Source organism: Kribbella sp. NPDC051770 (genome assembly GCF_040681455.1).
In the GTDB taxonomy this organism is placed as follows: domain Bacteria; phylum Actinomycetota; class Actinomycetes; order Propionibacteriales; family Kribbellaceae; genus Kribbella.
The window spans coordinates 108,259-131,374 of record NZ_JBFAYT010000017.1; the positions used below are offsets into that span (position 1 = coordinate 108,259).

Here is a 23,116-nt window from a genome sequence, read left to right on the forward strand (position 1 = left end):
TATCTCCTAAAGATGTACTGAAGGTCCGAGTGGCTGTTGATGTCGAGCGGCAGGCCGCTCAGACCTCCTCGACGCTGTTCGGCTCCCGCCGGGACAGGTCGATCCCCAGCTCCTCCGCAGCGCGGAAGACGTCCTCTTCGCTGTCGCGCATCTCGACCCGGCTTCCGTCGGACGAGAGCACCTCAACGTTCAGGCACAGGGACTGCATTTCCTTGACGAGAACCTTGAAGGACTCCGGGATGCCCGGCTCCGGGATGTTCTCGCCCTTGACGATCGCCTCGTACACCTTGACGCGACCGACCACGTCGTCCGACTTGATCGTCAGCAGCTCCTGCAGCGCGAAGGCGGCACCGTAGGCCTCGAGGGCCCACACCTCCATCTCGCCGAACCGCTGACCACCGAACTGCGCCTTACCACCCAGCGGCTGCTGCGTGATCATCGAGTACGGACCGGTCGAGCGGGCGTGGATCTTGTCGTCCACCAGGTGGTGCAGCTTCAGCATGTACATGTAGCCGACCCCGACCGGTGCCGGGAAAGGCTCACCCGAGCGGCCGTCGAACAGGTTGGCCTTGCCGGTGCTGTCGACCATCCGGTCGCCGTCGCGGTTCGGCAGCGTGGAGCCGAGCAGGCCGGTGACCTCCTCCTCCTTGGCGCCGTCGAAGACCGGGGTGGCGACGTTCGTCATCGGCTCGGCCTCGCCGGCGCCGATCTTGATCAGCCGCTGCGCCCACTCCTCCGGGCTGTCCGGGTCGACCTTCCAGCCACGGCTGGCGACCCAGCCCAGGTGCGTCTCGAGGACCTGACCGACGTTCATCCGGCCGGGCACGCCCAGCGGGTTCAGGATGATGTCGACCTGGGTGCCGTCCTCCATGAACGGCATGTCCTCGACCGGCAGGATCTTCGAGATGACGCCCTTGTTGCCGTGGCGTCCGGCCAGCTTGTCGCCGACCGAGATCTTGCGCTTCTGGGCGACGTACACGCGGACCAGCTGGTTCACGCCCGGCGGCAGCTCGTCGCCGTTGTCGCGGTCGAAGACGCGGACGCCGATGACGGTGCCGTTCTCGCCGTGCGGGACCTTCAGCGAGGTGTCGCGCACCTCGCGGGCCTTCTCACCGAAGATCGCGCGCAGCAGCCGCTCCTCCGGGGTCAGCTCGGTCTCGCCCTTCGGCGTCACCTTGCCGACCAGGATGTCACCGGTGGTGACCTCGGCGCCGATCCGGATGATGCCCCGCTCGTCCAGGTCCGCCAGCATCTCGTCGGAGACGTTGGGGATGTCGCGGGTGATCTCCTCCGGGCCCAGCTTGGTGTCGCGGGCGTCGACCTCGTGCTCCTCGATGTGGATCGAGGTCAGCAGGTCCTGCTGCACGACGCGCTGGCTGAGGATGATCGCGTCCTCGTAGTTGTGACCCTCCCACGGCATGAACGCCACGAGCAGGTTCCGGCCGAGCGCCATCTCGCCCTCGTCGGTGCACGGACCGTCGGCGAGCGGGCTGTTCACCTCGACCCGCTGACCGGCGTCGACCAGCGGACGCTGGTTGATGCAGGTGCCCTGGTTCGAGCGGCGGAACTTGGCCAGCCGGTAGGTCTGGTAGGTGCCGTCGTCGGCGGCGATCTCGATCAGGTCGGCCGAGACCTCCTTGACCACACCCGCCTTGTCCGACACCAGCACGTCACCGGCGTCGACCGCACCGCGGTACTCCATGCCGGTACCCACCAGCGGAGCGTCCGCGGTGATCAGCGGCACGGCCTGGCGCTGCATGTTGGAGCCCATCAGCGCGCGGTTGGCGTCGTCGTGCTCGAGGAACGGGATCATCGCCGTCGCGACCGACACCATCTGGCGCGGCGAGACGTCCATGTAGTCCACGTCCTCGACCAGCACGAGCTCGACCTCACCGTGGCGCCGGCGGACCAGCACGCGGTCCTCCGCGAAGGCGTCGTCGTCGGTCAGCGCGGCGTTGGCCTGCGCGATGACGAACCGGTCCTCCTCGTCGGCGGTCAGGTAGTCGACCTGGTCGGTGACCCGGCCGTCGATGACCTTGCGGTACGGCGTCTCGACGAAGCCGAACGGGTTCACCCGGCCGTACGTCGCGAGCGAGCCGATCAGACCGATGTTCGGGCCTTCCGGGGTCTCGATCGGGCACATCCGGCCGTAGTGGGACGGGTGCACGTCGCGGACCTCGAAGCCGGCCCGCTCCCGGGACAGACCACCCGGGCCGAGCGCCGACAGGCGGCGCTTGTGGGTCAGACCGGCGATCGGGTTGGTCTGGTCCATGAACTGGGACAGCTGGGAGGTGCCGAAGAACTCCTTCAGCGCCGCCACCACGGGACGGATGTTGATCAGGGTCTGCGGCGTGATCGCCTCGACGTCCTGGGTCGTCATCCGCTCGCGAACCACCCGCTCCATCCGGGCCAGGCCGGTGCGGAGCTGGTTCTGGATCAGCTCGCCGACGGTGCGCAGCCGGCGGTTGCCGAAGTGGTCGATGTCGTCTTCCTCGACGACGATCTCGCCCTGCGGCGCGTCCAGCTCGGTCTTGCCCTCGTGCAGCGCGACCAGGTACTTGATGGTCGCCACGATGTCGTTGATCGTCAGCACCGCGGTGTCGTGCTGCTCGTCACGGCCGAGCTTCTTGTTGATCTTGTAGCGGCCGACCTTGGCCAGGTCGTAGCGCTTGCCGTTGAAGTAGTAGTTGTCCAGCAGCGCCTGCGCGGCCTCGCGCGTCGGCGGTTCGCCGGGGCGCAGCTTGCGGTAGATGTCCAGCAGCGCGTCGTCCTGCCCGGAGGTGTGGTCCTTCTCCAGGGTGAGGCGGATCGACTCGTACTCGCCGAACTCCTCGAGGATCTGCGCGTCGGTCCAGCCGAGCGCCTTGAGCAGGACGGTGACGTTCTGCTTGCGCTTGCGGTCCAGGCGGACACCGACCAGGTCACGCTTGTCGACCTCGAACTCCAGCCACGCACCGCGCGACGGGATGATCTTGGCGGTGAAGATGTCCTTGTCGGAGGTCTTGTCCGGCGTGCGCTCGAAGTACACACCGGGCGAGCGGACCAGCTGCGAGACCACGACACGCTCGGTGCCGTTGATCACGAAGGTGCCCTTGCGCGTCATCAGCGGGAAGTCGCCCATGAAGACGGTCTGGCTCTTGATCTCGCCGGTCTCGTTGTTCATGAACTCGGCGGTGACGAACAGCGGCGCCGAGTAGGTGACGTCGCGCTCCTTGCACTCGTCGACCGTGTTCTTCGGCGGCTCGAACCGGTGGTCGCGGAACGACAGCGACATGGTGCCGCTGAAGTCCTCGATCGGGGAGATCTCCTCGAAGATCTCTTCCAGGCCGGACGGGCCGGACAGCTCGGTCCGCCCTTCGGCCTCGGCGGCGGCCACACGGCCCTGCCAGGTTTCGTTCCCGACCAGCCAGTCGAAACTGTCCACCTGCAACGCCAAAAGGTCCGGCACCTCGAGAGGCTCGGAGATCTTGGCGAAGGAGATGCGGCGTGGTGAGCCGGAAACGTCGGTAATGCTGTCGGACTGGGGGTTGCGCGAGGCGACCAAGGGGCGTCCTTCCACGGGCTCGCAAACTTCGGTGCTGGGAGCGCACGCCGAACTCCCCTAGTCAAGTCTTGACCTGAGCCAGGGTGAGGAGTAAAGGCAGCGCAAAGCAATAGGCTACCCGATGAGGGCAAGACTGTCCAATGGGGTCCAACACTATGCCGTCGGACCACCTACTGAGTCAAGAACCGACCCGGGATCTCGAGCGGGAAGACACCCGCGAGCCGTCCGGTCGATCCGTTCCTCAGTCACCAGCAGACTACAGTCCGGCGATCTCCTGGACCAGCCATCGCGAGCCGTTTCGCACCATCGTGAACCGGGTCCGGTTCAGATCGACCCTGGGTTTACCCTGCGTGATCGTGCTGGTGGTGGTCTGGTTCACGAAGATCACCAGCGTGACGCGGTCCGCGTCGCCGTCCCGGACGCCCACCTCGCGGACCTCGGCGCGCACCGTCGCCTTGGTCTTGGTGGCCAGCTCCCCGGCGACCTTGGCGGTCTCGTCGAACTTGCCGGCGAACTCCGGAGTCATCGTCGCGCGGGCGGCGGCGAAGCTCTTGTCGAGCGTGCGGTAGTCGTAGCTGAGCGCGGTCTCGGCGGCCTGACGGCCGGCGTTGACAGCCTGGGAGCGGGCGTCCTCGGCCTGCTGGCCGCGCCAGGCCTTCACGCCCAGCACTCCCGCGAGGGCGAGAACGAGCACGATGAGTACGGACAAGCTCACTGTCAGTACCAGGTTCGTCCGACCTGCTGCAGGCTTCTCTGTCTTCTCTGTCTTCTCTTCGTCGATTTTCGCTTCGACGACGACTTCTTCCGGTTCCGGAGCCTCACTGACAGTGACCGGCTTCTCGTGCCGGCGCTGGCCGGCGATCTTGCGGGGCATCAGCCGACCACCTGCAGGTCGGCGGTCAGCCAGCGGTCGGCGTCGCGGACCAGGTCGAGCTTGATCCGGTACCGGCGCTCGACGCCGTCCTTGGCGGCCGTGTTGGTGACCACGGCGTTCACGATCACCAGCACCTGCGCGGAGTCCTTGTCGTTCGAGACCACCGCGGCCTCCTTCACGTCGCCCTTGGAGGTCGCCTTGTTCGCCACCACCTCGGTCTTCACCGAGTTCGACCCGGCCTGGAACTCCTCCTTGAACTGCCCGGTGGAGTCGTTCAGCACCCGCTGCGCGTCGGCGTCCCAGGTCTCGTACTTGTACGTCGTGAAGTCCAGCGCCAGCTGCCGGGCGGCGCGCATCGCGCCGACCCGGTTCTCGTCGCGGACGTCCTGCCGGCGCAGCGCCAGCACCGAGACCGTGACGCCCGCGAGCGCGACGATCAGCAGCACGCTGAGCGCCCACATCACGATCAGCGGGCCACGGCGGGAACGGACCGAGGAAGTCGAGTCGGTCACTTGCCGGTCACCGGTCCGAGGATGAGGGCCTTCCAGGAGTCCGCGCCCAGGTAGTCGGCCTGGCCGCCGGTCGAGCCGAGCACCAGCTCGGGCATCCCGCCGGTGCCGCCGGCCTCGCCGGTCGCCGGGTCGTAGCCCACGCCGTACCCGGTCCGGTTCAGCCCCTCGCGCGACGACGGCGACGGCTTGTTCTGCGCGCCCCGGACGTTCTGCCCGGTGCTCGGCCCGGCCGTGCACGAGGCCTTCGTGTTGGCCTGCTTGTCGGTCGTGTCCTGCGGCACCCGCTTGTCCGTCCCGTTGTAGCCCGCGCGGCAGGCCGGTGGTGAGAAGCCGAGCACCAGACCGAAGTGCGCGTCGTAGTGCCCGGTCCCCTTGTCCTTGGCCGGTACGACGTACCCGCCCATCGCCACCGCCGGGTAGACCACCAGCAGCTGCTCCACGGCGTCCAGCCGGACGGCGGTCAGCTCGTTCACGGTCAGCAGGTTCCCCAGCAGCACGGCGATGTCGGCCCGGTTCTCCGAGATCAGCCCGGTCAGCTGCTCGGACGCGCCGGAGCCCTGGTCGATCACCTTACGCAGGCTGCCGTCGGAGCTGACCAGGGTGTCGGACAGCAGCGCCAGGTTCTTCGCCCAGGTCCGGATCGCGTCACCGCTGGCGACCTGGGTGGCCAGCACGGTGTTGCCGTCGTTGATCAGCTTGATGGTCTGGGCGATGTTCGCGTCGGCGTCGTCGATCAGCAGCCCGGAGCTGTCGATGATCTTCTGCAGGTCGCTGCCCTTGCCGCGCAGGGCGTCGCCGAGCTCCTTGACGGTGGTCTTCAGGCTGGTCTTGTCGACGGAGTTGACCAGCTGGTCGAGGTTCAGCAGCAGCTCGGTGGTGTCGATCGGCAGCGCGGTGTCGGCGCGGGCGATCTTCGACTTGTCCTGCAGGAACGGCCCGCCGTCGCGGCGCGGCTGCAGGTCGACGTACTGCTCGCCGATCGCGGACCGGTTGGCCACCACGGCGACCAGGTCGTTCGGGATCTTCTGGTCCTTCTCGATGTCCAGGTCGACCTCGACACCGTCGTCGAGCAGCGTCAGCTGCCCGACCCGGCCGACCGGCTGGCCGCGGTAGGTGACCTCGGCGCCGGTGAAGATCCCGCCGGACTCGGCGAAGCTCGCGCTGACCGTGTAGTCGTCGTCGAACAGCAGCTGGTCGATCTGGGCGTACTTGCCGCCGACGTAGGCGATGCCGACGACGGTGATCAGCAGGAACACCATCAGCTGGACCCGGACGGTCTTGGAGATCACTTGGCCACCCCCGGCATCAGGACCTTGGCCAGCTCGGGGTCGAAGGCCGGCCGGTTCAGCGTCGGGGTGCAGACCGGGAGACCGAGCAGCGTGATGCAGCTGGTCGCCGTACCGGTCGGGAGCGGCAGCGGCGGCAGGCCGCCGGACTTCGGTGGGAACTTCGGCGAGTTGCGGAACGGCAGGCTCAGGTTCGCCGTCGGCAGCGCGGTCGGGCCGACGGTCGGCAGGTCCAGCCCGATCAGGCCCTTGAGCGCCTTCTGGGTGTCCACGTCGAGGGTGATCACCAGGTTCGTGAAGTCACCCTGTACGGCGTCCGCCGCGGCGTCCGGGAACGGGTACGTGAGCAGCAGCTCCAGCGACTTCGGCAGGTTCTCCCCCGCCTCGACCAGCTTGGTCAGCACCGGGTACAGCGACTGCAGGTTGGCGACCAGGTCCTTTTGGGACGCCGTGATCACCCGGGTCGCGGTGTTGCCCAGCGTGGCCAGGGCCTGCAGCGTCTTGACCAGGGCGGCGCGCTGCTGGTCGAGGGTCTTGATCGACTTCGGCAGCGAGTCGATCGCGGTCGCCAGCGTGGTCTTCTGCGCGTTCAGCTTCTTGGCCAGCGCGTCGACGGCGGTGATCGCGGTGACGATCTTCTGCCGGTTGGTGTCCAGCGTCCCGACGAAGGTGTTCAGCTGGGTGAGCACGCTGCGGATGGCCGGCTCGTTGCCGGTCAGGGCCTTGTTGAGCTCCTGGGTGATGATCTGCAGCTGGGCCACGCCACCGCCGTTGAGCAGCAGCGACAGCGCCGACAGGACCTCTTCGACCTCGACGTTGCTGGTGGTCCGCGACAGCGGGATCAGCTCGCCGTTCTCCAGCTTGCCGTGCGGCTTCTCGGCGCCGGTCGGCGGCGCCAGCGAGACGAACTTCTCGCCGAGCAGGCTGGTCTGGCGGATCGTCGCGCGGGCGTTGTCGGGCAGGTCGAGACTCTTCGGCAGCTTGATCCGGACCTTGGCCACGAACCCGTCCAGCCAGACCTTCTCGACGGTGCCGACGGTGACGTCGTCCACCTTGACCGTCGACTTCGGGACCAGGTCGAGCACGTCGGTGAACTCCACCGTCACCGTGTACGACGGCCCTTTGATCTTCGCGCCACCGGGCAGCGGCAGCGAGTACACGCTGAAGTCGCAGCCCGACAGCAGCGTCGCCATCGCGACCACGCCGGCCACGAACGCCGTCCGCCGCCTCATCGCGTGCCCTCCGGGAACAGCCCGCCGAGCGACGGGTCGACCGGGTCGGGCGTCGGCATCTTGGGCGCCGGAGCGGGCGCCCACGGCGTACCGGCCGGGCCGCCGCTGGCCGGCGCACCGCCGGTGAGCTGGCTGAGCAGCGGCAGCTTCGGCAGCGCGTCGAAGATCGGCTTCAGCGCCGAGCAGGCCGACAGCGGCTGGTTGGCCTGGATCAGCAGCGAGCAGATGAACGTCGCCGGGTCGTCCAGCTGGGCCAGGTTGATCCGCTGGTCGAGCGTGCCGAACTGCGGGTTGTAGACCCGGGCCAGGTTGCCCAGGCCGAGCGGCGCGGTGTCGATGATCTCGGCCAGCGCGGCCTTCTCCTTGACCAGGATCTGGGAGATGTCGGTGGCGCCGGAGATCGTCGTCTTCAGCAACGACCGGTTGTCCTTGACGAACGACGCGACCTCGCCGAGCGCGGTGGCCAGCAGGTTCAGCGCGGCCGCCAGGTCCTTGCGCTCCCCGGCCAGCGTCGTCGAGGTGGCGGCGAAGTTCGTGTTGAACTGCTTCACCAGCGCGTCGTTCGCGGCCAGCGAGGAGACGAACGTCTGCAGCTGCCGGACGGTCGCGAACAGGCTCTTGGAGTTGCCGGCCAGCGTCTGGGACAGCTTGGAGACGTCGGTGATGGTCTGGTTCAGCTTGGTGCCCTGGCCGTTCAGGTTCGCGGCCGAGACGTCCAGCAGCCGCGACAGCGCGCCCTGGTCGTTGGCGCCCTTCGGGCCGAGCGCGACCGACAGGTCGTTCAGGCTCTGGTAGATCTGGTCCAGCTCCAGCGGTACGGCGGTGCGCTCGAGCGGGATCTGCGCCCCGTCGGCCATCACGTCGCCCTTGGAGTACGCCGGGGTCAGCTGGATGTAGCGGTCGGCGACGATCGACGGCGACGCGATCACGGCTTTGGCGTTGGCCGGCACCTTGTGCTTGGCCTCCCACCAGAACTTCACCCGGACGGTCCGCCCGGCCGGCGTCACGCTCTCGATCTCGCCGACCTTGATGCCGAGGATCCGGACGTCGGAGCCCGGGTAGACGCTGACCGCGCGCGGGAAGTACGCCGTGGCGCTGACCCGCTCCGGGTTCGGCCAGAGCGAGACCACACTGACAGCGAGCACGACCAGCACGACACCGATCGCGATCAGCCGGGAGAACGACGCGAGCTTCATCGCCCACCACCGCCCAGGATCGGCGGCAGCCCCGGGATGAGCGGCGGCAGCGGGATCTCCGGGACCGGCGCCAGGTTCTGCACGTAGGTGTCGAACCACGGCCCGGTGCCGAGCGTGTTCGTGAAGACCCGCGCGTACGGCGCCAGCCCCTTGATGCTGGCGTCCAGGGCGTTCTGGTTCTTCAGCAGGATCGCGAGCACCGCGTTCACCTTCTGCAGCGTCGGTGTCAGGTCCTTGCGGTTCTCCCGGATCAGCGCGGTCACCTGCGCGGACAGCTTCTGGGTCGAGACCAGCAGCTGGTGGATCAGCGCGCGCCGGGCCTGCACCGCCTGGAACACGGTGTTGCCGTCCTTCATCAGCTTGATCAGCTGCTGGTTGCGGTCGGCCAGGACCTTGGTGACGGTGTCGGAGTGCTTGAGCAGCGTCTTCAGCTCCTCGTCACGCTTGGCGACGTTGCGGGAGAGCCGGGACAGCCCGGTCAGCGACGCCTGCACCTCCTCCGGCGTGTTCTTGAAGGTGGCCGACAGCGTGTCCAGGGCCCGCGCGAGCTGCGCGGTGTCGATCCGCTCGGTGGTGTTGGCCAGATCGGTGAACGCGTCCACCACGTCGTACGCCGAGACCGTGCGGGCCAGCGGGATCTCGGCGCCTTCCTTCAGCTCGCCGCCGCCGGCCGGGTTGAGCTTGAGGTACTTCTGCCCGAGCAGCGTCTTGATCTTCATCTCGGCGCCGGTCTGCTCGCCGAGCTTCACGCCGCGGTCGACGACGAAGTCGACCCGGACGTGGGTGCCCTCGAGCTCGACCCCGCGGACCTGCCCGACCCGCACCCCGGCGACCCGGATCTCGTCGTTCTTCTTCAGCCCGCCGGCCTCGGAGAACTGCGCGGAGTACTTGGTCCCGCCGCCGATCAGCGGCAGGTCCTGCGCCTTGAACGCGGCCAGCATGACCAGCCCGATCACCGTCAGGCCGACCACGCCGATGGTCAGCTGGTTCTGCTCGCGGAACGGCTTCACCGGTGATCACACCTTGCGGAGTTGTTGTCGTACGAGACCGGGATCCGGGTGCCCAGCGGCAGCGTGACGTTGCCGTCGAAACCGCAGAGGAAGAAGTTGAACCAGGAGCCGTACGACGCGGTCCGGGTCATCGTGTTCAGCTTGTCCGGCATCTTCTGCAGCGTCTTCACCCAGATCGCCTGGGTGTCGTCGAGCGTGGTCGAGACCTGCCGCAGCCGGTCCAGGTCGGCCTTGATCGGCACCCGGGTCTGCTGCAGCAGGCCGGCCGTCTTGGTGTTCAGCGAGTTGATCGAGCCGAGCGAGCCGAGGATCGGCTGGATGTCCTTGCTCAGGCCGGTGATGAACTGCTGCAGGTTGACCAGCAGCTGGGAGAAGTTCTGCTGCCGCTGAGAGACGATCTGCAGCGTCGAGGTCAGGTTGGTGATCAGGTCGCCGACCACCTGGTCGGCGTCGGCGAGCGTTGTCGTCAGCGACGCCGTACGGGCGAGCAGGCTCTCGATCGTGCCGCCCTCGCCCTGCAGGACCTTGATCACCTCGAACGCGAACTGGTTCACGTCGGCCGGGGTGAGCGCGGTGAACAGCGGCTTGAACCCGTTGAACAGCACCGACAGGTCCAGGGCCGGCGTGGTCCGGTCCTTGTCGATGGTGTCGTTCTCCTTCATCCGCTGACCGCCGCCGACACCTTCGGTGAGCGCGACGTACCGGTTGCCGACGAGGTTGCGGTAGCGCAGCGTGGCGTGGGTGGCGGTGTCGAGCACCTGCTTGGAGTCGACGCTGAAGGTGACCAGCGCGAGCGTGTCGTCCTTGAGCGCGATCTTGTCCACCTGCCCGACCCGGACCCCGGCGATCCGGATGTCGTCCCCCTTGTTCAGGCCGACGACGTCGGTGAAGACCGCCTTGTACTTCGTGGTCGGGGTGAAGCTGATGTTCCCGATCGTGACCGCCAGCAGCGCGGTGGCCACCGTGGTCACGACCACGAAGATGGCCAGCCGGACGCTGTCGATCGAGGTCTTGCGGTCGAGCAGCTTCACTTGAGGTTCACCTGCCCTCCGCGGACCAGCGGGCCGATCATCAGCGTGGTCAGGTCCGGTACGTCGCCGGCCGGGACGCCCATCGCCGGACCGGCGAAGGAGTTGACCACCTTCTGCTCGGCCGGTGTCCCGGCGCCGCCGGTGTCCAGCGCGAAGCCGGGCGCGGCCCGGTTCAGCTGCAGGTTCAGCGGGAAGCGCTCGAGCTTGTTGTGGTCGCCGATCACGCCGTCCTCACCGGTGATGTACGGCGCCGGGTTCTGCTGCGTGTACGGCCCGGGCTTCTCCCCCGGGTGGCTGTAGTTCTTGCCGACGCAGGTCGGCCCACGCTTGTCCTTGTACGCCGGCAGCTCGTTCGGCTGGTACGGCGTGGGCTGGTTGGTGATCAGCTCCAGGTTGATGTGCAGCGCGCCGTCGCGGAACGTGTCGTTCAGGATCGGGGCGGTGTCGGTCATCACCTTGAGGAAGCACGGGAACTCCGGCGAGTACCGCTCGAGCAGGTCGAGCACCGGCCGGCTGACCTCGCCGAGCCGGATCACCCGGTCCTCGTTCTCGCGCAGGAAGCCGTTCGCCGTCCCGGACAGGGTCTGGACGTCGGTGAAGAACTTCTGCAGCTGCTGCTCCTTCTCCACCACGGTGTTGCCGGTGATGGTCAGGTTGCGCAGGGCCCGGACCAGGTCGGGCGTGACGTCGCCGTACAGCTGGGAGACCTGGGTGAGCTTGGTGAGCGCCTCCATCAGCTTCGGGACGCTCGGGTTCAGCTTCTTCAGGTACCCGTCGAGCTGGGTCAGCGTCTCGGCGATCTCGGTCCCGCGGCCCTCGAGCGCGGTGGCCAGCGTGTTCAGCGTCGCGTTGAGGTCGGCCGGGTCGACCGCCTGCAGCAGCGGCAGCGCGTCGTTGAGCACCTTCTCGATCTCGATGCCGATCGCGGTCTTGTCCCGGGCGATCACGTCACCGGCCCGGATGTGCCGGGCGTTCTCGTTGCCCGGCGGCGGCACCAGGGCGACGTACTTCTCGCCGAACAGCGTCTTGGGCAGGATCCGCGCGCTGACCGCGCTGGAGATCTCCTCGACCTGGTCGGGCTTGAGCGACAGGTTAACCGTCGCCTCGTCGCCGTCGGTCGAGACCGACCGGACCTCGCCGACGATGATGCCGCGCAGCTTCACGTCGGCGTGCGTGTTCAGCTGCAGGCCGATGTGGCTGGTCTTCAGCCGCACCTCGACGGTGTCGGTGAACACCTTGGCGTAGAAGGCGTAGGTCAGCCAGAGCAGGAAGCAGAGCACGCCGATGAACGCGACGCCGAGCACTCGTCTGGTCATCCGGCCAACCTCACAGTGGTCGTGGTACCCCAGATCGCCATCGACAGCAGCAGGTCGACCACGTTGATCACCACGATCGAGGTCCGGACCGCGCGGCCGACCGCGACGCCGACGCCGGCCGGGCCGCCGGTCGCGTGGTACCCGTGGTAGCAGTGCACGAGGATCACCAGCACGGCGAACACGAGCACTTTGCCGAACGACCAGAGCACGTCGCCGGGTGGTAAGAACAGATGGAAGTAGTGGTCGTAGGTGCCCGTGCTCTGCCCGTAGAACGTGGTGACGGTCAGCCGGGTGGCGAAGTACGACGACAGCAGGCCGACGACGTACAGGGGCACGACGGCGATCAGCCCCGCGATGATCCGGGTGGTGACCAGGAACGGCAGCGACGGGATCGCCATCACCTCGAGGGCGTCGATCTCCTCGCTGATCCGCATCGCGCCGAGCTGCGCGGTGAAGCCGCAGCCGACCGTCGCGGCCAGCGCGATCCCGGCGATCAGCGGGCCGATCTCGCGGGTGTTGATGTAGGCCGACACGAAGCCGGCGAAGGCCGAGGTGCCGATCTGGTTCAGCGCCGAGTAGCCCTGCAGGCCGACCTCGGTGCCGGTGAAGAAGGCCAGGAACGTGATCACGCCGACGGTGCCGCCGATCACCGCGAGCGCGCCGGTACCGAGGGTGACCTCGGCCAGCAGCCGCAGGATCTCCTTGCGGTAGCGGGTGATCGACTTGCCCGACCACGCCAGCGCCTTGATGTAGAAGGCCAACTGCTCGCCGAGGTGGTCGAGCGAGCTCAGCGGCTTCTTGATCAGGTAGTCCAGGGCCGACACGTCAGGCCCCCTTCGGCGGAACGAGCTGGAAGTAGATCGCGGTCATCGAGAAGTTCGCGACGAACAGCAGCATGAAGGTGATCACGACCGACTGGTTCACCGCGTCCCCGACGCCCTTCGGGCCGCCGCCGGCGTTCACACCCTTGTACGAGGCAACGACCGCGGCGATGAACCCGAACACCAGGGCTTTCGCCTGCCCCTGCCACAGGTCGGGCAGGTGCGCGAGCGCGGTGAAGCTGGCTATGTAGGAGCCCGGCGTGCCGTCCTGCAGCACGACGTTGAAGACGTAGCCGCCCATCACGCCGACCACGCTGACGAAACCGTTGAGGAAGAAGGCCACCAGCATCGTCGCCAGCACCCGCGGGACCACCAGCCGCTGGATGGGATCGATGCCGAGCACCATCATCGCGTCGAGTTCCTCACGGATCTTGCGCGAGCCGAGGTCGGCACAGATCGCCGAACCACCGGCGCCCGCGATCAGCAACGCGGTCGCGATCGGCGAAGCCTCCCGGACGACGGCCAGCACGGCGGCCGACCCGGTGAACGCCTGCGCGCCGAACTGCTTGATCAGCCCACCGACCTGCAGCGCGATCACCGCACCGAACGGGATCGCCACCAGCGCGGTCGGAATGATCGTCACACTGGCCACGAACCACGCCTGCTGCAGGAACTCGCGCAGCTGGAACGGCCGCCGTACGGACGCGCGGGCAGTGTCCAGCGCGAAAGCGAACAGCGAACCGGCGGCCTTCAGGGGGGCGGTGGTCGAAACGGTCACGTTGCTCCCACCACGTCGGAGGCGAAGGAGCCTGGAGGCGGAGTCACTCCGTTCTCCTCGCACCATTCACCCGGTGGGCGCTGGGTGGGCCGTTGCGTTCCGCTGCTCGGCAGCTGCTGCAGCGGGATCGGCGGCAGCGGGGGCAGCTCCTGGTCGGCCTCGCGGGCCAGCTCGTCGGCGTCCTTCTCCTCGGACATGCCGATCGGGCCGACGCGCTGCGCGTTCAGGAACTGGCGGACCACCGGCTCCTCGCTGGACAGCAGCATCTCGCGCGGCCCGAACATTGCCAGGTGCCGGTGGTACAGCAGCCCGATGTTGTCCGGCACCGTGCGCGCGGTGTTGATGTCGTGGGTGACGATCAGGCAGGTGGCCTGGGTCATCTCGTTCAGGTCGATGATCAGCTGGTTCAGGAACGCCGTCCGGACCGGGTCGAGTCCGGAGTCGGGCTCGTCGAAGAGCAGGATCTCCGGCTCCAGCACCAGCGCGCGGGCCAGCCCGGCCCGCTTGCGCATCCCGCCGGAGATCTCACCGGGCAGCTTCTTCTCCGCGCCGACCAGCCCGACCATCTCCATCTTCTCCATCACGATGGAGCGGATCTCGGACTCGGACTTGCGGGTGTGCTCGCGCAGCGGGAAGGCGACGTTGTCGTACAGGTTCATCGAGCCGAACATCGCGCCGTCCTGGAACAGCACCCCGAACAGCTTGCGGATCTCGTACAGGTCGCGCTCGCGGCAGGTGGCGATGTCGACGCCCTCGATGTGCACATGACCCTTGTCGGGCTTGAGCAATCCGATCAGGGTCTTGAGGAATACGGACTTCCCGGTACCGGAAGGGCCCAGCATCACGCAGATCTCGCCGGCCGGCAGCGTCAGGGACACGTCGCCCCAGATCAGCTGCTTTCCGAAGGATTTCGTGAGTCCTTCGACGCGGACTTCTACGCCCACCGGTCCTCCTCACGGGAAATGTTGGCCCCCGACCGACGACGTTCCACCGGCTCAACGAGGGCGCGGTGCCCTAGGTTACGCACGAGTACCTTTTTCCGTAACCCCTGTCTGCCAGGTGATGACAACGGTTCGGGGTACAGTCCTGCACGTCGTGCTGTGTGCCATCACAGAGAGTTCCAGGTGCCGGAGGAAGTCGTGCCGCGGTCAGCTACCTGGTTGAACCGGCTGCGGCGCAGGCCGCCGCAAGGTCTCACCTCGCCGCAGCACGGGGACCGGCTCCCGCACCCGCGCTCGGAGATCCTAGCGCTGACCGGAGTCCGCGCCGCGGCAGCACTCGCCGTGGTGCTTCATCACATCGGGTTACCAACTTCCGCTCCCGAACCGTTACGCAACCTGGTCCAGTCGGGCTACATCGGCGTCCCGCTCTTCTTCATGCTGTCCGGGCTCGTGCTGGCCTGGAACTACTCGACGCTGACCGTCTCCTCCCCCGGCCGGCTGTGGCGCTTCTACGTCGCCCGGATCGCGCGCGTGATGCCTCTCTACTGGGTCGTGCTGCTCTACCTGGTCCTGCAGCGCGCGGCGCACGACGTACCGCAGGAGTCGTTGTGGCGGCACCTGCTCGCGATCCAGGCCTGGTCGGGCGACTACGCGATCGGCCAGGCCAGCTACAACCCGCCCGGCTGGTCGATCTGCGTCGAGCTCTTCCTGTACGCCGTGTTCCCGTTCGCGGTGCCGCTGGTTGCCTTGCTGTCCAAGCGTTTCGGCGCCGCCGGGCTGGTCGGGCTGATCGCGTTCGCGTTCGCCGTCCAGGTGTTCCTGGTCGCGCTGTTCACCGCTGAGGGCTGGGCGTTCCTGTCGGTGAAGGATCCGTCGTCGGGGCACCGCTGGCTCTACCGGAACCCGTTGCCGCGGCTGTCGGAGTTCGTGATCGGGGTGTCGCTGGCGTTCCTGCTGCTGCGCGGTTTCAAGCTGCGGACCCGGGTCGCCGGCTGGGTGCAGGCGGCGTGCGTCGTGGTGGTGCTCGTGGTCGCCGCGGCCGGGCCTTCGCACGCGCGCTGGATGCTGCCCGCGTTCTACGGCGCGATGTGGACAATGCCGTTCGCCGTACTGCTGCTGGCGCTCGCGGCGGCGCCCGGCGCCTGGCTGTCGCGGTTCTTCGCGACCCGCGCGCTCGTCACGCTCGGTACGGCCAGCTACGCGGTCTACCTGACCCACCGGCCGTTGCTGTCGTTCCTCGGCAAGGACCGCGGCAGCATGCTCGACCACCCCGCGGTCTGGGCGTCGTACGCCGGTGTCGTGGTCGTTGCCGCGCTGTGCCTGCTGATCGGCGAGGGCGCGCACCGGCTGATCGAGGTCCCCGCCCGGCGCGCCGTGCTGAGGCTGGTGCCCCGGTCGCGCCCCGCGGTCACTGAGCGTACGACGTCGGGAGCCTCAGCGTGAGCGGGCTCACATCGGTCACCGAAGGCGCCGCTCTCTCGCATCCGAGACCCGAGCTCCTGGGCGTCACCGCGCTGCGCGGTCTGGCCGGGCTCGCGGTCGTCGCGTCGACGGTCGGAGTCTGGCGCGGTGCGCCGGGGTACCTGCAGGACCTGGTCGAGGTGACGGCCTCGGTGGCTGCCGTCTTCTTCTTCGTCCTGTCGGCGTTCGTGCTCACCTACAACTACCCGGGCCTGTCCTACGCCTCGGGCCGGCGCGTGCTCGGCCGGTACGCCGCGGCCCGCGTGGCGCGCATCGTTCCGCTGTACCTCGTCGTCGGGCTGGTCGTCCTGCTGCTCGGCGAGCTGAACGGCAGTGACTGGGTCCGCGCCGTCTGGTCGGACCAGACCTGGTTCGTCGCGGCGCTTGTCCTCTTCTATGTGGCGTTCCCGCTGCTCAACCGGCCGCTGAGCTTCGTCCTCGCCCGGTTGCCTTCGCTCTCGTGGCCGGCTCCGGCGTTCCTGGTCCGGATCGGCGTGATCGGCTATCCGCTGTTCCTGCTGCAGACGCTGGTCATCCACGGCTTCGGTCCGGTGCACGCGGGCACGCTCTCCAACGCGCTGCTGGCGCTGTGCTGGATCGGCTTGACCGTGCTGATCGCCGAGGGCGCCCACCGGTACGTCGGCGTACCGGCCCGTCGTGCGGTCCTCGAGATCGCCCGCCGCATCGACCGGCGCTCACCCGCCCGCTGATCTCCCCCGGACGTGCCGAAGGGCGGCCCCTTGCGGGACCGCCCTTCGATTCACTGCTGGTGTGCGGCTCACGCCGCACAGGTCACTTGAGGGTGACGGTGGCGCCGGCGCCCTCGAGGGCCTCCTTGGCCTTCTCCGCGGCAGCCTTGTCGACCTTCTCCAGGATGGCCTTCGGCGCGCTCTCGACGAGGTCCTTGGCCTCCTTCAGGCCGAGGCTGGTGAGGCCACGCACCTCCTTGATGACCTGGATCTTCTTGTCGCCGGCCGACTCGAGAACGACGTCGAACTCGTCCTGCTCCGCGGCCTCTTCGGCCGGGGCGCCCGGGGCACCCGGGGCGGCAGCGACGGCAACCGGGGCGGCGGCGGTGACGCCGAACTCCTCCTCGAAAGCCTTAACGAACTCCGAGAGCTCCAGCAGGGTCAGTTCCTTGAACTGGCCGAGCAGCTCTTCGGTGCTGAGCTTCGCCATGGTGGCGGTCCTTCCTAAACGTCAAACGGGTGATCACTGATGGGGTACTGCGTGAAGCGAACGCGTCAGCTCTCGGCCGGCGCGGTCTCCTCGGTGCTCGCCTCGGCAGGCGCGTCGGCAGGTGCGTCCTGCACCGCTTCGGCGGCCGGAGCCTCGTCCGCCACGAGGGCGGCGTCGGCCGGCAGCTTGTCCTGCAGCGCCGCGAACAGGCGCGCGGCCTGCGACAGCGGAGCAGCGAACAGCGACACCGCTTGCTGCGGGGCCGCCTTCATCGCACCTGCGAGCTTCGCGAGGAGGACCTCACGCGACTCCAGGTCAGCGAGCTTGTTGATCTCGTCAGAGTTGAGTGCCTTGCCGTCCAGCACACCACCCTTGATGACGAGAAGGGGATTGGCCTTGGCGAAGTCACGCAGCCCCTTGGCCGCTACCACCGCGTCGCCCTTGATGAAGGCGATGGCCGACGGACCCTGCAGGAGCGAGTCGAACGACTCCACCCCGGCGTCCTTGGCCGCGATCTTGGTCAGCGTGTTCTTCACCACGGCGTAGTTCACGTCGTCACCGAGCGTAGTGCGGAGCTGCCGCAGCTGCGCCACGGTGAGTCCGCGGTACTCGGTCAGCACGGCGCCGGTGGAGCTCCTGAAGTTCTCAGTCAGCTCCGCGACGTCGGCAGCCTTGTCCGGCCTCGCCATGGGTCTCCTTCCGCTCTGTCTTCCGACAGAGTTGGACTTGTCTGCCATGCCGCCGACCCACAAACGAAAACGCCCTTGCGCAGGCGCAAGGGCGTGAACATACGTCGTACTGTCACACTTCCAAGTCACCTGCGCGGGCCGCCCACCTTCGTGGGACCTTCAGTCGCTCGGAAGCGACAACCAGCGGTCTTCGGCAGTGTCAAGAGTAACCGGCCCTGCGTGTCCTACCAAATCGGTTAGGGACGGGGTGGAATCCAGCGCCGCATCGCGAGTGCGGCGGCGCCTCCGGTCAGGCCCATCACCACGATAGCCGGGCCCAGCGCGCTCACCGCCGTCACCGCGGCGAGCAGGAACGGACCGCCCGCGCTGCCCGAGTCGGCGAACAGCCGGAACGCCCCGAGGAACTGCGCCCGGCCGACCGGCGGCGACGCGTCGGCGCCCAGCGTCATGATCACCCCGGCGCCGAGCCCGTTGCCGACGCCCATCAGCAGCGCGACCGCGGTCAGCGCGCCCGCCGAGTGCGTCAGCGGCAGCAGCAGGTGCGCGATCCCGAGCACGGTCATCGACGGTACGGCGACCCACTTGCGCCCGAAGCGGTCCATCACCGAGCCCGCCGGGTAGAACAGCAGCATGTCGACGGCGCCCGAGACGCCGAAGATCAGACTGGTCGTCTGCGGATCGAGCCCGATGTGCTCGGCCCACAGCGGGACCACCACCTGCCGCGACGCCCGGACCGCGCCGACCAGCAGCGCGCCGACGCCGAGCGTCCGGAGTACCGGGAAGTGCTCGCGGATCACCGCGCGGGTGGACTGCACGACCACCGGACGGGCCAGGCGGTTACGGCGTACGGACTCGATGTCGGGCAGGCTGAGCAGGACGACGCACGCGAGCGCGGCGGCGACCAGGTGCACCCAGTACGCGCCGTCGGTGCCGAGGAAGCGCATCACGAGCGCGCCGAGGAACGGGCCGATGAACGAACCGATCCGCTGCACGCCGCCCAGCGTCGACAGCGCCCTCGCCCGCAGCTCCAGCGGAACCGCTTCGCTCAGATAGGCCTGGCGGGCCAGTCCCCAGACCGAGCCGGCCAGACCGGTCGCGCCGATCGCGAGGGCGAGCCCCCACACGTTCGGTACGACGAGACAGGCGACCAGCGCGACCGAGACCAGCACGGTCGCGAGCAGCATCGCGCGCCGCTCACCGACCTTCGTGGTCAGCGTGCCGGCCGGGATGTCGCCGATCACCTGGCCGACCCCGGCCGCCGCGACGACCAGACCGGCCACCGCGAACGACGCTCCGAGATCCCGGGCCGAGAGTGCGACCACGGGAGCGATCGCCCCCTGGCCGATGCCGTAGAGCAGCGCCGGCAGGTAGACCGAGGGGGCGATCTTCCAGAGACTGACGGGATCTGCCATCCCGCCTATTGTTTCATTCCCGAATGAATTAGAGCGCAGCCAGGGCGTCGATCTCGACCAGCATCGGCTCCAGCGGGAGGCCGGTGAAGACCGTGGTCCGCGACGGCAGTACGCCGCTCGGGCAGCGCGGGCCGACGAACTCGGCGTACGCCTCGTTCATCGGGGCGAACAGCTCGCGCTCGGTGAGGTAGACGCGCAGCATCACGACGTCGTCGAAGGTGGCGCCGCCGGCCTTCAGGATCGCCTCGATGTTCTGCAGCACCCGCGTGGTCTGCGCCTTCACGTCCCCCTCGTTGACGAACTGACCGGTCGCCGGGTCGACCGAGCCCTGGCCGGACACCTGCAGCAGGTTGCCCTTGCGGACCCCCTGGGAGAACACGGGCATCGGGGCGGGTGCGTCGGTGGTGGACACGGCGGTCTTGTCGGACATGAAGGCCTCTCTAGGAGTAGTCGGCGCCGATGGCGGCGGTGGTGGTGAGCAGGTCCGGGAGCAGCTCCAGGACCTGGTCGTAGTTCAGCAGGACGTCCGGCACGCTGATCGACACCGCCCCGACCACCCGGCCGGAGCGCTCGGTGATCGGTGCGCCGATGCAGTTGATGAACGACTCGTGCTCGGCCCGGTCGTGCGACCAGCCCTGCGCCCGGACCAGGTCCAGCTCGTCGCGCAGCTGGTCCGGCCCGGTGATCGTGTTCGGCGTGAACCGGTGGTACTCGATGGTCGCGAGCAGCGCCTCGCGCTGCCGCTTCGGCTGGGCCGCGAGCAGCACCTTGCCGACGGCCGTGCAGTGCAGCGCCGCCGGGACGCCGACCTGCGAGTACATCCGCACCGACTGCACGCTGTCGAGCTTGTCGATGTAGATGACCTGCCCGTTCTCGTACGCCGCCAGGTGCACCGTCTGCCCGGTCCGCTGGTTCAGCGTGCGCAGGTGCGGCGCGGCGACGTCCCGGACGACGTGCTGCTCGCGGGACGCGTCGGCGAGCGAGAAGAGCCGGGAGCCGAGGCGATAGCGGTGCGCTCCGTCCCGGCGTACGAATCGCTCGGCCTCCATCGTGCGGAGCAGCCGGAGCACGGTCGTCTTGTGCACGTCGAGCTCGGTCGCCAACTGGTCGAGCGACCGGTCGCCCTCGCCGAGGCTGACCAGGATCTGCAGGGCACGACCCAGACTCTGACTCACACCAGCACTCCTCTCGGCCCGAAGCTCGCCGCCGCCCAGTCGCCGGGCGAGCACTCCAGCAACGTACGCCGTACCGCCGGCTCGGGCGGCTGCGCATGATCGCCCGGCACTGTGAGCACGGCGGCCGCGCTCAAGTGACCCGAGCGGAGGCGCTGCTCCATCGGGAGACCTTCGAGCGTGGCGGCGAGGAAGCCGGCCGCGAACGCGTCGCCCGCACCGACCGGCTCGACCACGTCGACGGTGAGCGCCGGGACCTCTGTCTGGTGACCGTCAGGCTCCAGAGCCGTCGCCACGTGCGCGTCCGACTTGATGATGATTGTTGCCTTAGGCCCCAACAATGCGCGCAGCTCGTCCGGGTCACTCGTCCCCGCGAACAGCACCGCCTCGTCCGCCCCGATCAGCACCACGTCCGCCGCCCGCAGCAACCGCCACAGCGGCGCCAGATCCTTCTCCCGCCACAGCGCCGGCCGCCAGTTCAGATCCACGCTCAGCACGAAACCGAGCGTTTCCCGGAGCGCCGCCAGCCGATCGAGCATCGCCGCCGTGTCATCAGACAGCGCCGCGGTGATCCCGGTCGTGTGCACCAGCTCGGCGCCGACCAGCCGGTTCCGCACCGCGGGCCGATCGAGGAAGTGGGGATCCATCGCCGACGCCGCCGAACCGGACCGGTAGTAGTGCATCCGCGTCCGCCCTGCCCGGCTGTGCTTCACGTACAGCCCGGTCGGCCGCACCGGATCGTCCTCGACCCCACCGACCTCGACGCCGCGCTCGCGCAGGTCCTGCAGCACGTGCCGCCCGAACCCGTCAGCGCCCAGCCGCGAGATCCAGCCGGTCGGAACACCGAGCGCGGCCAGCCCACCGGCGACGTTGCACTCCGCACCGCCGACCGACCGCCGGAACGTCTCGACATCCTCCAGCGGGGCACCCGTATCGGCGGCGAGCATGATCATCGCCTCGCCGAGACAGACCGCACGGGGCACCAGGTCGACCATCGGGTGTCCTCTCTCGCAGTCCGTTGACGGGAGTTCTGGCGCGATGCTACAACCGAGTGGTCAGAATGCGCAACGCCCGTTGCACGCCTTGCAATCATGGAGGAATCAGCTGATGACAGCTTCCTACGACGCCGCCGCGGTCGCCGCCCTCGCGGACCAGCCGGTCAGCTGGCAGGACAAGGCGCTGCCCCCGGCGTGGTGGGGCCGGACCGTCCGCGAGATCCTCGCCGACCGGCCGCGGCTGTCCCAGCTGCCGACCCCGCTGCTGACGCTGTCCGGCCCGGGGATGGAGCACAACCTCGCGACGCTCGCGCGCTGGTGCGCCGAGCACGGCGTCGAGCTCGCGCCGCACGGCAAGACCACGATGGCGCCGGCGCTCTGGGCGGCTCAGCTCGACGCGGGCGCGTGGGCGATCACGCTCGCCAACGGGTTCCAGCTCGGCGTCGCGCGGGCGTTCGGCGTACGGCGGGTGATGGTCGCGAACGCGGTGATCTCCCCGTTGCAGCTGCGATGGATCGCCGACGAGCTCGCCGCGGACCCGGCGTTCGAGGTGCTGGTGTGGGCCGACTCGGTGCGGACGGTCGAGCAACTGGAGGCAGCGCGGGCCGCGCACGTCGGTGCGGATGCGCGGCCGCTCGACGTACTGGTTGAGATGGGTGGTGCTGGAGGCCGCACCGGCGCGCGGGACCTGAAGACAGCCCTCGCGGTAGGGGAAGCGATCGCCGCGTCCTCCACTCTCCGCCTGGCCGGCGTCGCCGGTTACGAGGGAGCCATCGCCCACGGCGCCGACGAGGCCGGGCTCGAACACGTCTGCGCGTACCTGCAGACCCTCGCCGACGTGCACGCTGCCTTGGCTGACCTCTACCCGGCCGACATCGTTCCGGTGGTCAGCGCGGGCGGCAGCGCGTACTTCGAGCAGGTCGCCAAGGTGTTGGGGCCGTTGTCGGCTTCTGGTGCACGGGTGGTGCTGCGGTCCGGCGCATACATCGCCCACGACGACGGCTACTACCGCGAGATCTCGCCCCTCGGCTCCGCGCCACGCACCGACGGCGACCGCCTGATCCCGTCCATGCACGGCTGGATTCGCATCACCTCCCAGCCTGAACCAGGCCTGGCCATCTTCGACGCCGGCAAACGAGACCTCCCCTTCGACGAGGGCATGCCCGAGCCGCAACTCCTCCGCCCGCGCAGTGCCGGCGAGTCCCCCACCGTCCTGTCCGGCCTCACCGTCACCAAGCTCAACGACCAGCACGGCTTCCTCCGCTTCTCTGCTGACGATGAGCCGCCGGTGGTGATCGGCGACGAGCTCCGGGTCGGCCTCTCCCACCCCTGTACGGCGTTCGACAAGTGGGGCCTGATCCCGGTCATCGACGACCCGGACGCGGCGGACCCGGTCGTCGTTGACCTGGTGAGGACGTTCTTCTGATGCACATCACCAACGCCACGGTGCTGGACGGAACAGGCGCCCCGGCCTTTGCCGCGGACGTGCAGATCGAGGCCGGCCGGATCGCCACGATCACCCCGCGCCCAGCCGAAGGCGAGGGCCCTGGGGCCACGATCACCCCGCGCCCAGCCGAAGGCGAGGGCCCCGCGTCCGGGCACAACGACCTGTACGTCGCGATCCTGGGCACGCTGCAGGCCGGGGCGGCGTACGTGCCGGTGGATGC

21 protein-coding genes and 1 pseudogene are annotated in these 23,116 nt (G+C 68.6%); 4 read left to right on the top strand and 18 right to left on the bottom strand.

The window, feature by feature from the left end; genetic code table 11:
* Window positions 1-58: 58 nt before the first annotated feature.
* From rpoB to AB0M01_RS36540, 12 genes are all read right to left on the bottom strand, one after another.
* Window positions 59-3,544, bottom strand: coding sequence for a DNA-directed RNA polymerase subunit beta (rpoB, locus tag AB0M01_RS36485; protein ID WP_363677095.1), 3,486 nt, complete (start codon window positions 3,542-3,544; stop codon window positions 59-61).
* A gap of 256 nt (window positions 3,545-3,800) precedes the next feature.
* Entirely contained in the window at window positions 3,801-4,418 is a 618-nt protein-coding gene (locus tag AB0M01_RS36490; protein ID WP_363677097.1) for a hypothetical protein, read from the bottom strand.
* On the bottom strand, window positions 4,418-4,930 hold the full coding sequence (locus AB0M01_RS36495) for a hypothetical protein (RefSeq protein ID WP_363677098.1): 513 nt from the start codon (window positions 4,928-4,930) through the stop codon (window positions 4,418-4,420). Before AB0M01_RS36495 ends, AB0M01_RS36490 begins: the two co-directional genes overlap by 1 nt.
* The gene (locus AB0M01_RS36500; protein ID WP_363677100.1) at window positions 4,927-6,219 is read right to left on the bottom strand and encodes an MlaD family protein; all 1,293 of its coding nucleotides are present in this window, start codon (window positions 6,217-6,219) and stop codon (window positions 4,927-4,929) included. Before AB0M01_RS36500 ends, AB0M01_RS36495 begins: the two co-directional genes overlap by 4 nt.
* Complete coding sequence (locus tag AB0M01_RS36505; RefSeq protein WP_363677102.1) at window positions 6,216-7,448, bottom strand: MCE family protein; 1,233 nt, start codon at window positions 7,446-7,448, stop codon at window positions 6,216-6,218. The genes AB0M01_RS36500 and AB0M01_RS36505 overlap by 4 nt, the downstream gene beginning before the upstream one ends.
* Entirely contained in the window at window positions 7,445-8,644 is a 1,200-nt protein-coding gene (locus AB0M01_RS36510) for an MCE family protein (protein WP_363677103.1), read from the bottom strand. The genes AB0M01_RS36505 and AB0M01_RS36510 overlap by 4 nt, the downstream gene beginning before the upstream one ends.
* Entirely contained in the window at window positions 8,641-9,654 is a 1,014-nt protein-coding gene (locus AB0M01_RS36515) for an MCE family protein (protein WP_363677104.1), read from the bottom strand. The genes AB0M01_RS36510 and AB0M01_RS36515 overlap by 4 nt, the downstream gene beginning before the upstream one ends.
* On the bottom strand, window positions 9,651-10,685 hold the full coding sequence (locus AB0M01_RS36520) for an MCE family protein (protein ID WP_363677105.1): 1,035 nt from the start codon (window positions 10,683-10,685) through the stop codon (window positions 9,651-9,653). The genes AB0M01_RS36515 and AB0M01_RS36520 overlap by 4 nt, the downstream gene beginning before the upstream one ends.
* Complete coding sequence (locus AB0M01_RS36525; protein WP_363677107.1) at window positions 10,682-12,001, bottom strand: MCE family protein; 1,320 nt, start codon at window positions 11,999-12,001, stop codon at window positions 10,682-10,684. Before AB0M01_RS36525 ends, AB0M01_RS36520 begins: the two co-directional genes overlap by 4 nt.
* Window positions 11,998-12,825, bottom strand: coding sequence for an ABC transporter permease (locus tag AB0M01_RS36530; protein ID WP_363677109.1), 828 nt, complete (start codon window positions 12,823-12,825; stop codon window positions 11,998-12,000). The genes AB0M01_RS36525 and AB0M01_RS36530 overlap by 4 nt, the downstream gene beginning before the upstream one ends.
* Window position 12,826: 1 nt before the next feature.
* Window positions 12,827-13,600 (bottom strand): ABC transporter permease, encoded by a 774-nt coding sequence (locus tag AB0M01_RS36535; protein ID WP_363677111.1) that lies wholly within the window; start codon window positions 13,598-13,600, stop codon window positions 12,827-12,829.
* The gene (locus tag AB0M01_RS36540; protein ID WP_363677113.1) at window positions 13,597-14,544 is read right to left on the bottom strand and encodes an ABC transporter ATP-binding protein; all 948 of its coding nucleotides are present in this window, start codon (window positions 14,542-14,544) and stop codon (window positions 13,597-13,599) included. The genes AB0M01_RS36535 and AB0M01_RS36540 overlap by 4 nt, the downstream gene beginning before the upstream one ends.
* Before the next feature lie 195 nt (window positions 14,545-14,739).
* On the opposite strand from AB0M01_RS36540, the gene AB0M01_RS36545 reads away from it, so the two are divergent.
* Window positions 14,740-15,984 carry an acyltransferase gene (locus tag AB0M01_RS36545; RefSeq protein WP_363677115.1) on the top strand — a complete coding sequence of 415 codons (1,245 nt, stop codon included), beginning with the start codon at window positions 14,740-14,742 and terminating at the stop codon, window positions 15,982-15,984.
* On the top strand, window positions 15,981-16,712 hold the full coding sequence (locus tag AB0M01_RS36550) for an acyltransferase family protein (protein WP_363677116.1): 732 nt from the start codon (window positions 15,981-15,983) through the stop codon (window positions 16,710-16,712). Before AB0M01_RS36545 ends, AB0M01_RS36550 begins: the two co-directional genes overlap by 4 nt.
* A gap of 82 nt (window positions 16,713-16,794) precedes the next feature.
* Here AB0M01_RS36550 and rplL read toward each other — a convergent pair whose 3' ends face one another.
* The 6 genes from rplL to AB0M01_RS36580 form a co-directional block, all read right to left on the bottom strand.
* Complete coding sequence (gene rplL / locus AB0M01_RS36555; RefSeq protein ID WP_355458816.1) at window positions 16,795-17,181, bottom strand: 50S ribosomal protein L7/L12; 387 nt, start codon at window positions 17,179-17,181, stop codon at window positions 16,795-16,797.
* 65 nt (window positions 17,182-17,246) lie between these two features.
* Window positions 17,247-17,870 carry a 50S ribosomal protein L10 gene (gene rplJ / locus AB0M01_RS36560; RefSeq protein ID WP_363677118.1) on the bottom strand — a complete coding sequence of 208 codons (624 nt, stop codon included), beginning with the start codon at window positions 17,868-17,870 and terminating at the stop codon, window positions 17,247-17,249.
* A gap of 236 nt (window positions 17,871-18,106) precedes the next feature.
* Window positions 18,107-19,282, bottom strand: a complete 1,176-nt coding sequence (locus AB0M01_RS36565) for an MFS transporter (protein WP_363677119.1) — start codon at window positions 19,280-19,282, stop codon at window positions 18,107-18,109.
* Between the two features lie 28 nt (window positions 19,283-19,310).
* The gene (locus tag AB0M01_RS36570; protein WP_363677120.1) at window positions 19,311-19,712 is read right to left on the bottom strand and encodes a RidA family protein; all 402 of its coding nucleotides are present in this window, start codon (window positions 19,710-19,712) and stop codon (window positions 19,311-19,313) included.
* A gap of 10 nt (window positions 19,713-19,722) precedes the next feature.
* Window positions 19,723-20,457 carry an IclR family transcriptional regulator gene (locus AB0M01_RS36575; RefSeq protein ID WP_363677122.1) on the bottom strand — a complete coding sequence of 245 codons (735 nt, stop codon included), beginning with the start codon at window positions 20,455-20,457 and terminating at the stop codon, window positions 19,723-19,725.
* A complete protein-coding gene (locus tag AB0M01_RS36580) occupies window positions 20,454-21,449 on the bottom strand; it encodes a sugar kinase (protein ID WP_363677123.1) in 996 nt (331 codons plus the stop codon). Before AB0M01_RS36580 ends, AB0M01_RS36575 begins: the two co-directional genes overlap by 4 nt.
* A 112-nt stretch (window positions 21,450-21,561) precedes the next feature.
* Between AB0M01_RS36580 and AB0M01_RS36585 the strand changes: the two genes are divergently transcribed.
* Both AB0M01_RS36585 and AB0M01_RS36590 read left to right on the top strand, forming a co-directional pair.
* Window positions 21,562-22,875 carry an amino acid deaminase gene (locus AB0M01_RS36585; RefSeq protein WP_363677124.1) on the top strand — a complete coding sequence of 438 codons (1,314 nt, stop codon included), beginning with the start codon at window positions 21,562-21,564 and terminating at the stop codon, window positions 22,873-22,875.
* Window positions 22,875-23,116, top strand: a pseudogene (locus tag AB0M01_RS36590) (hypothetical protein); the annotation flags it as partial. The gene AB0M01_RS36585 and the pseudogene AB0M01_RS36590, both read left to right, overlap by 1 nt.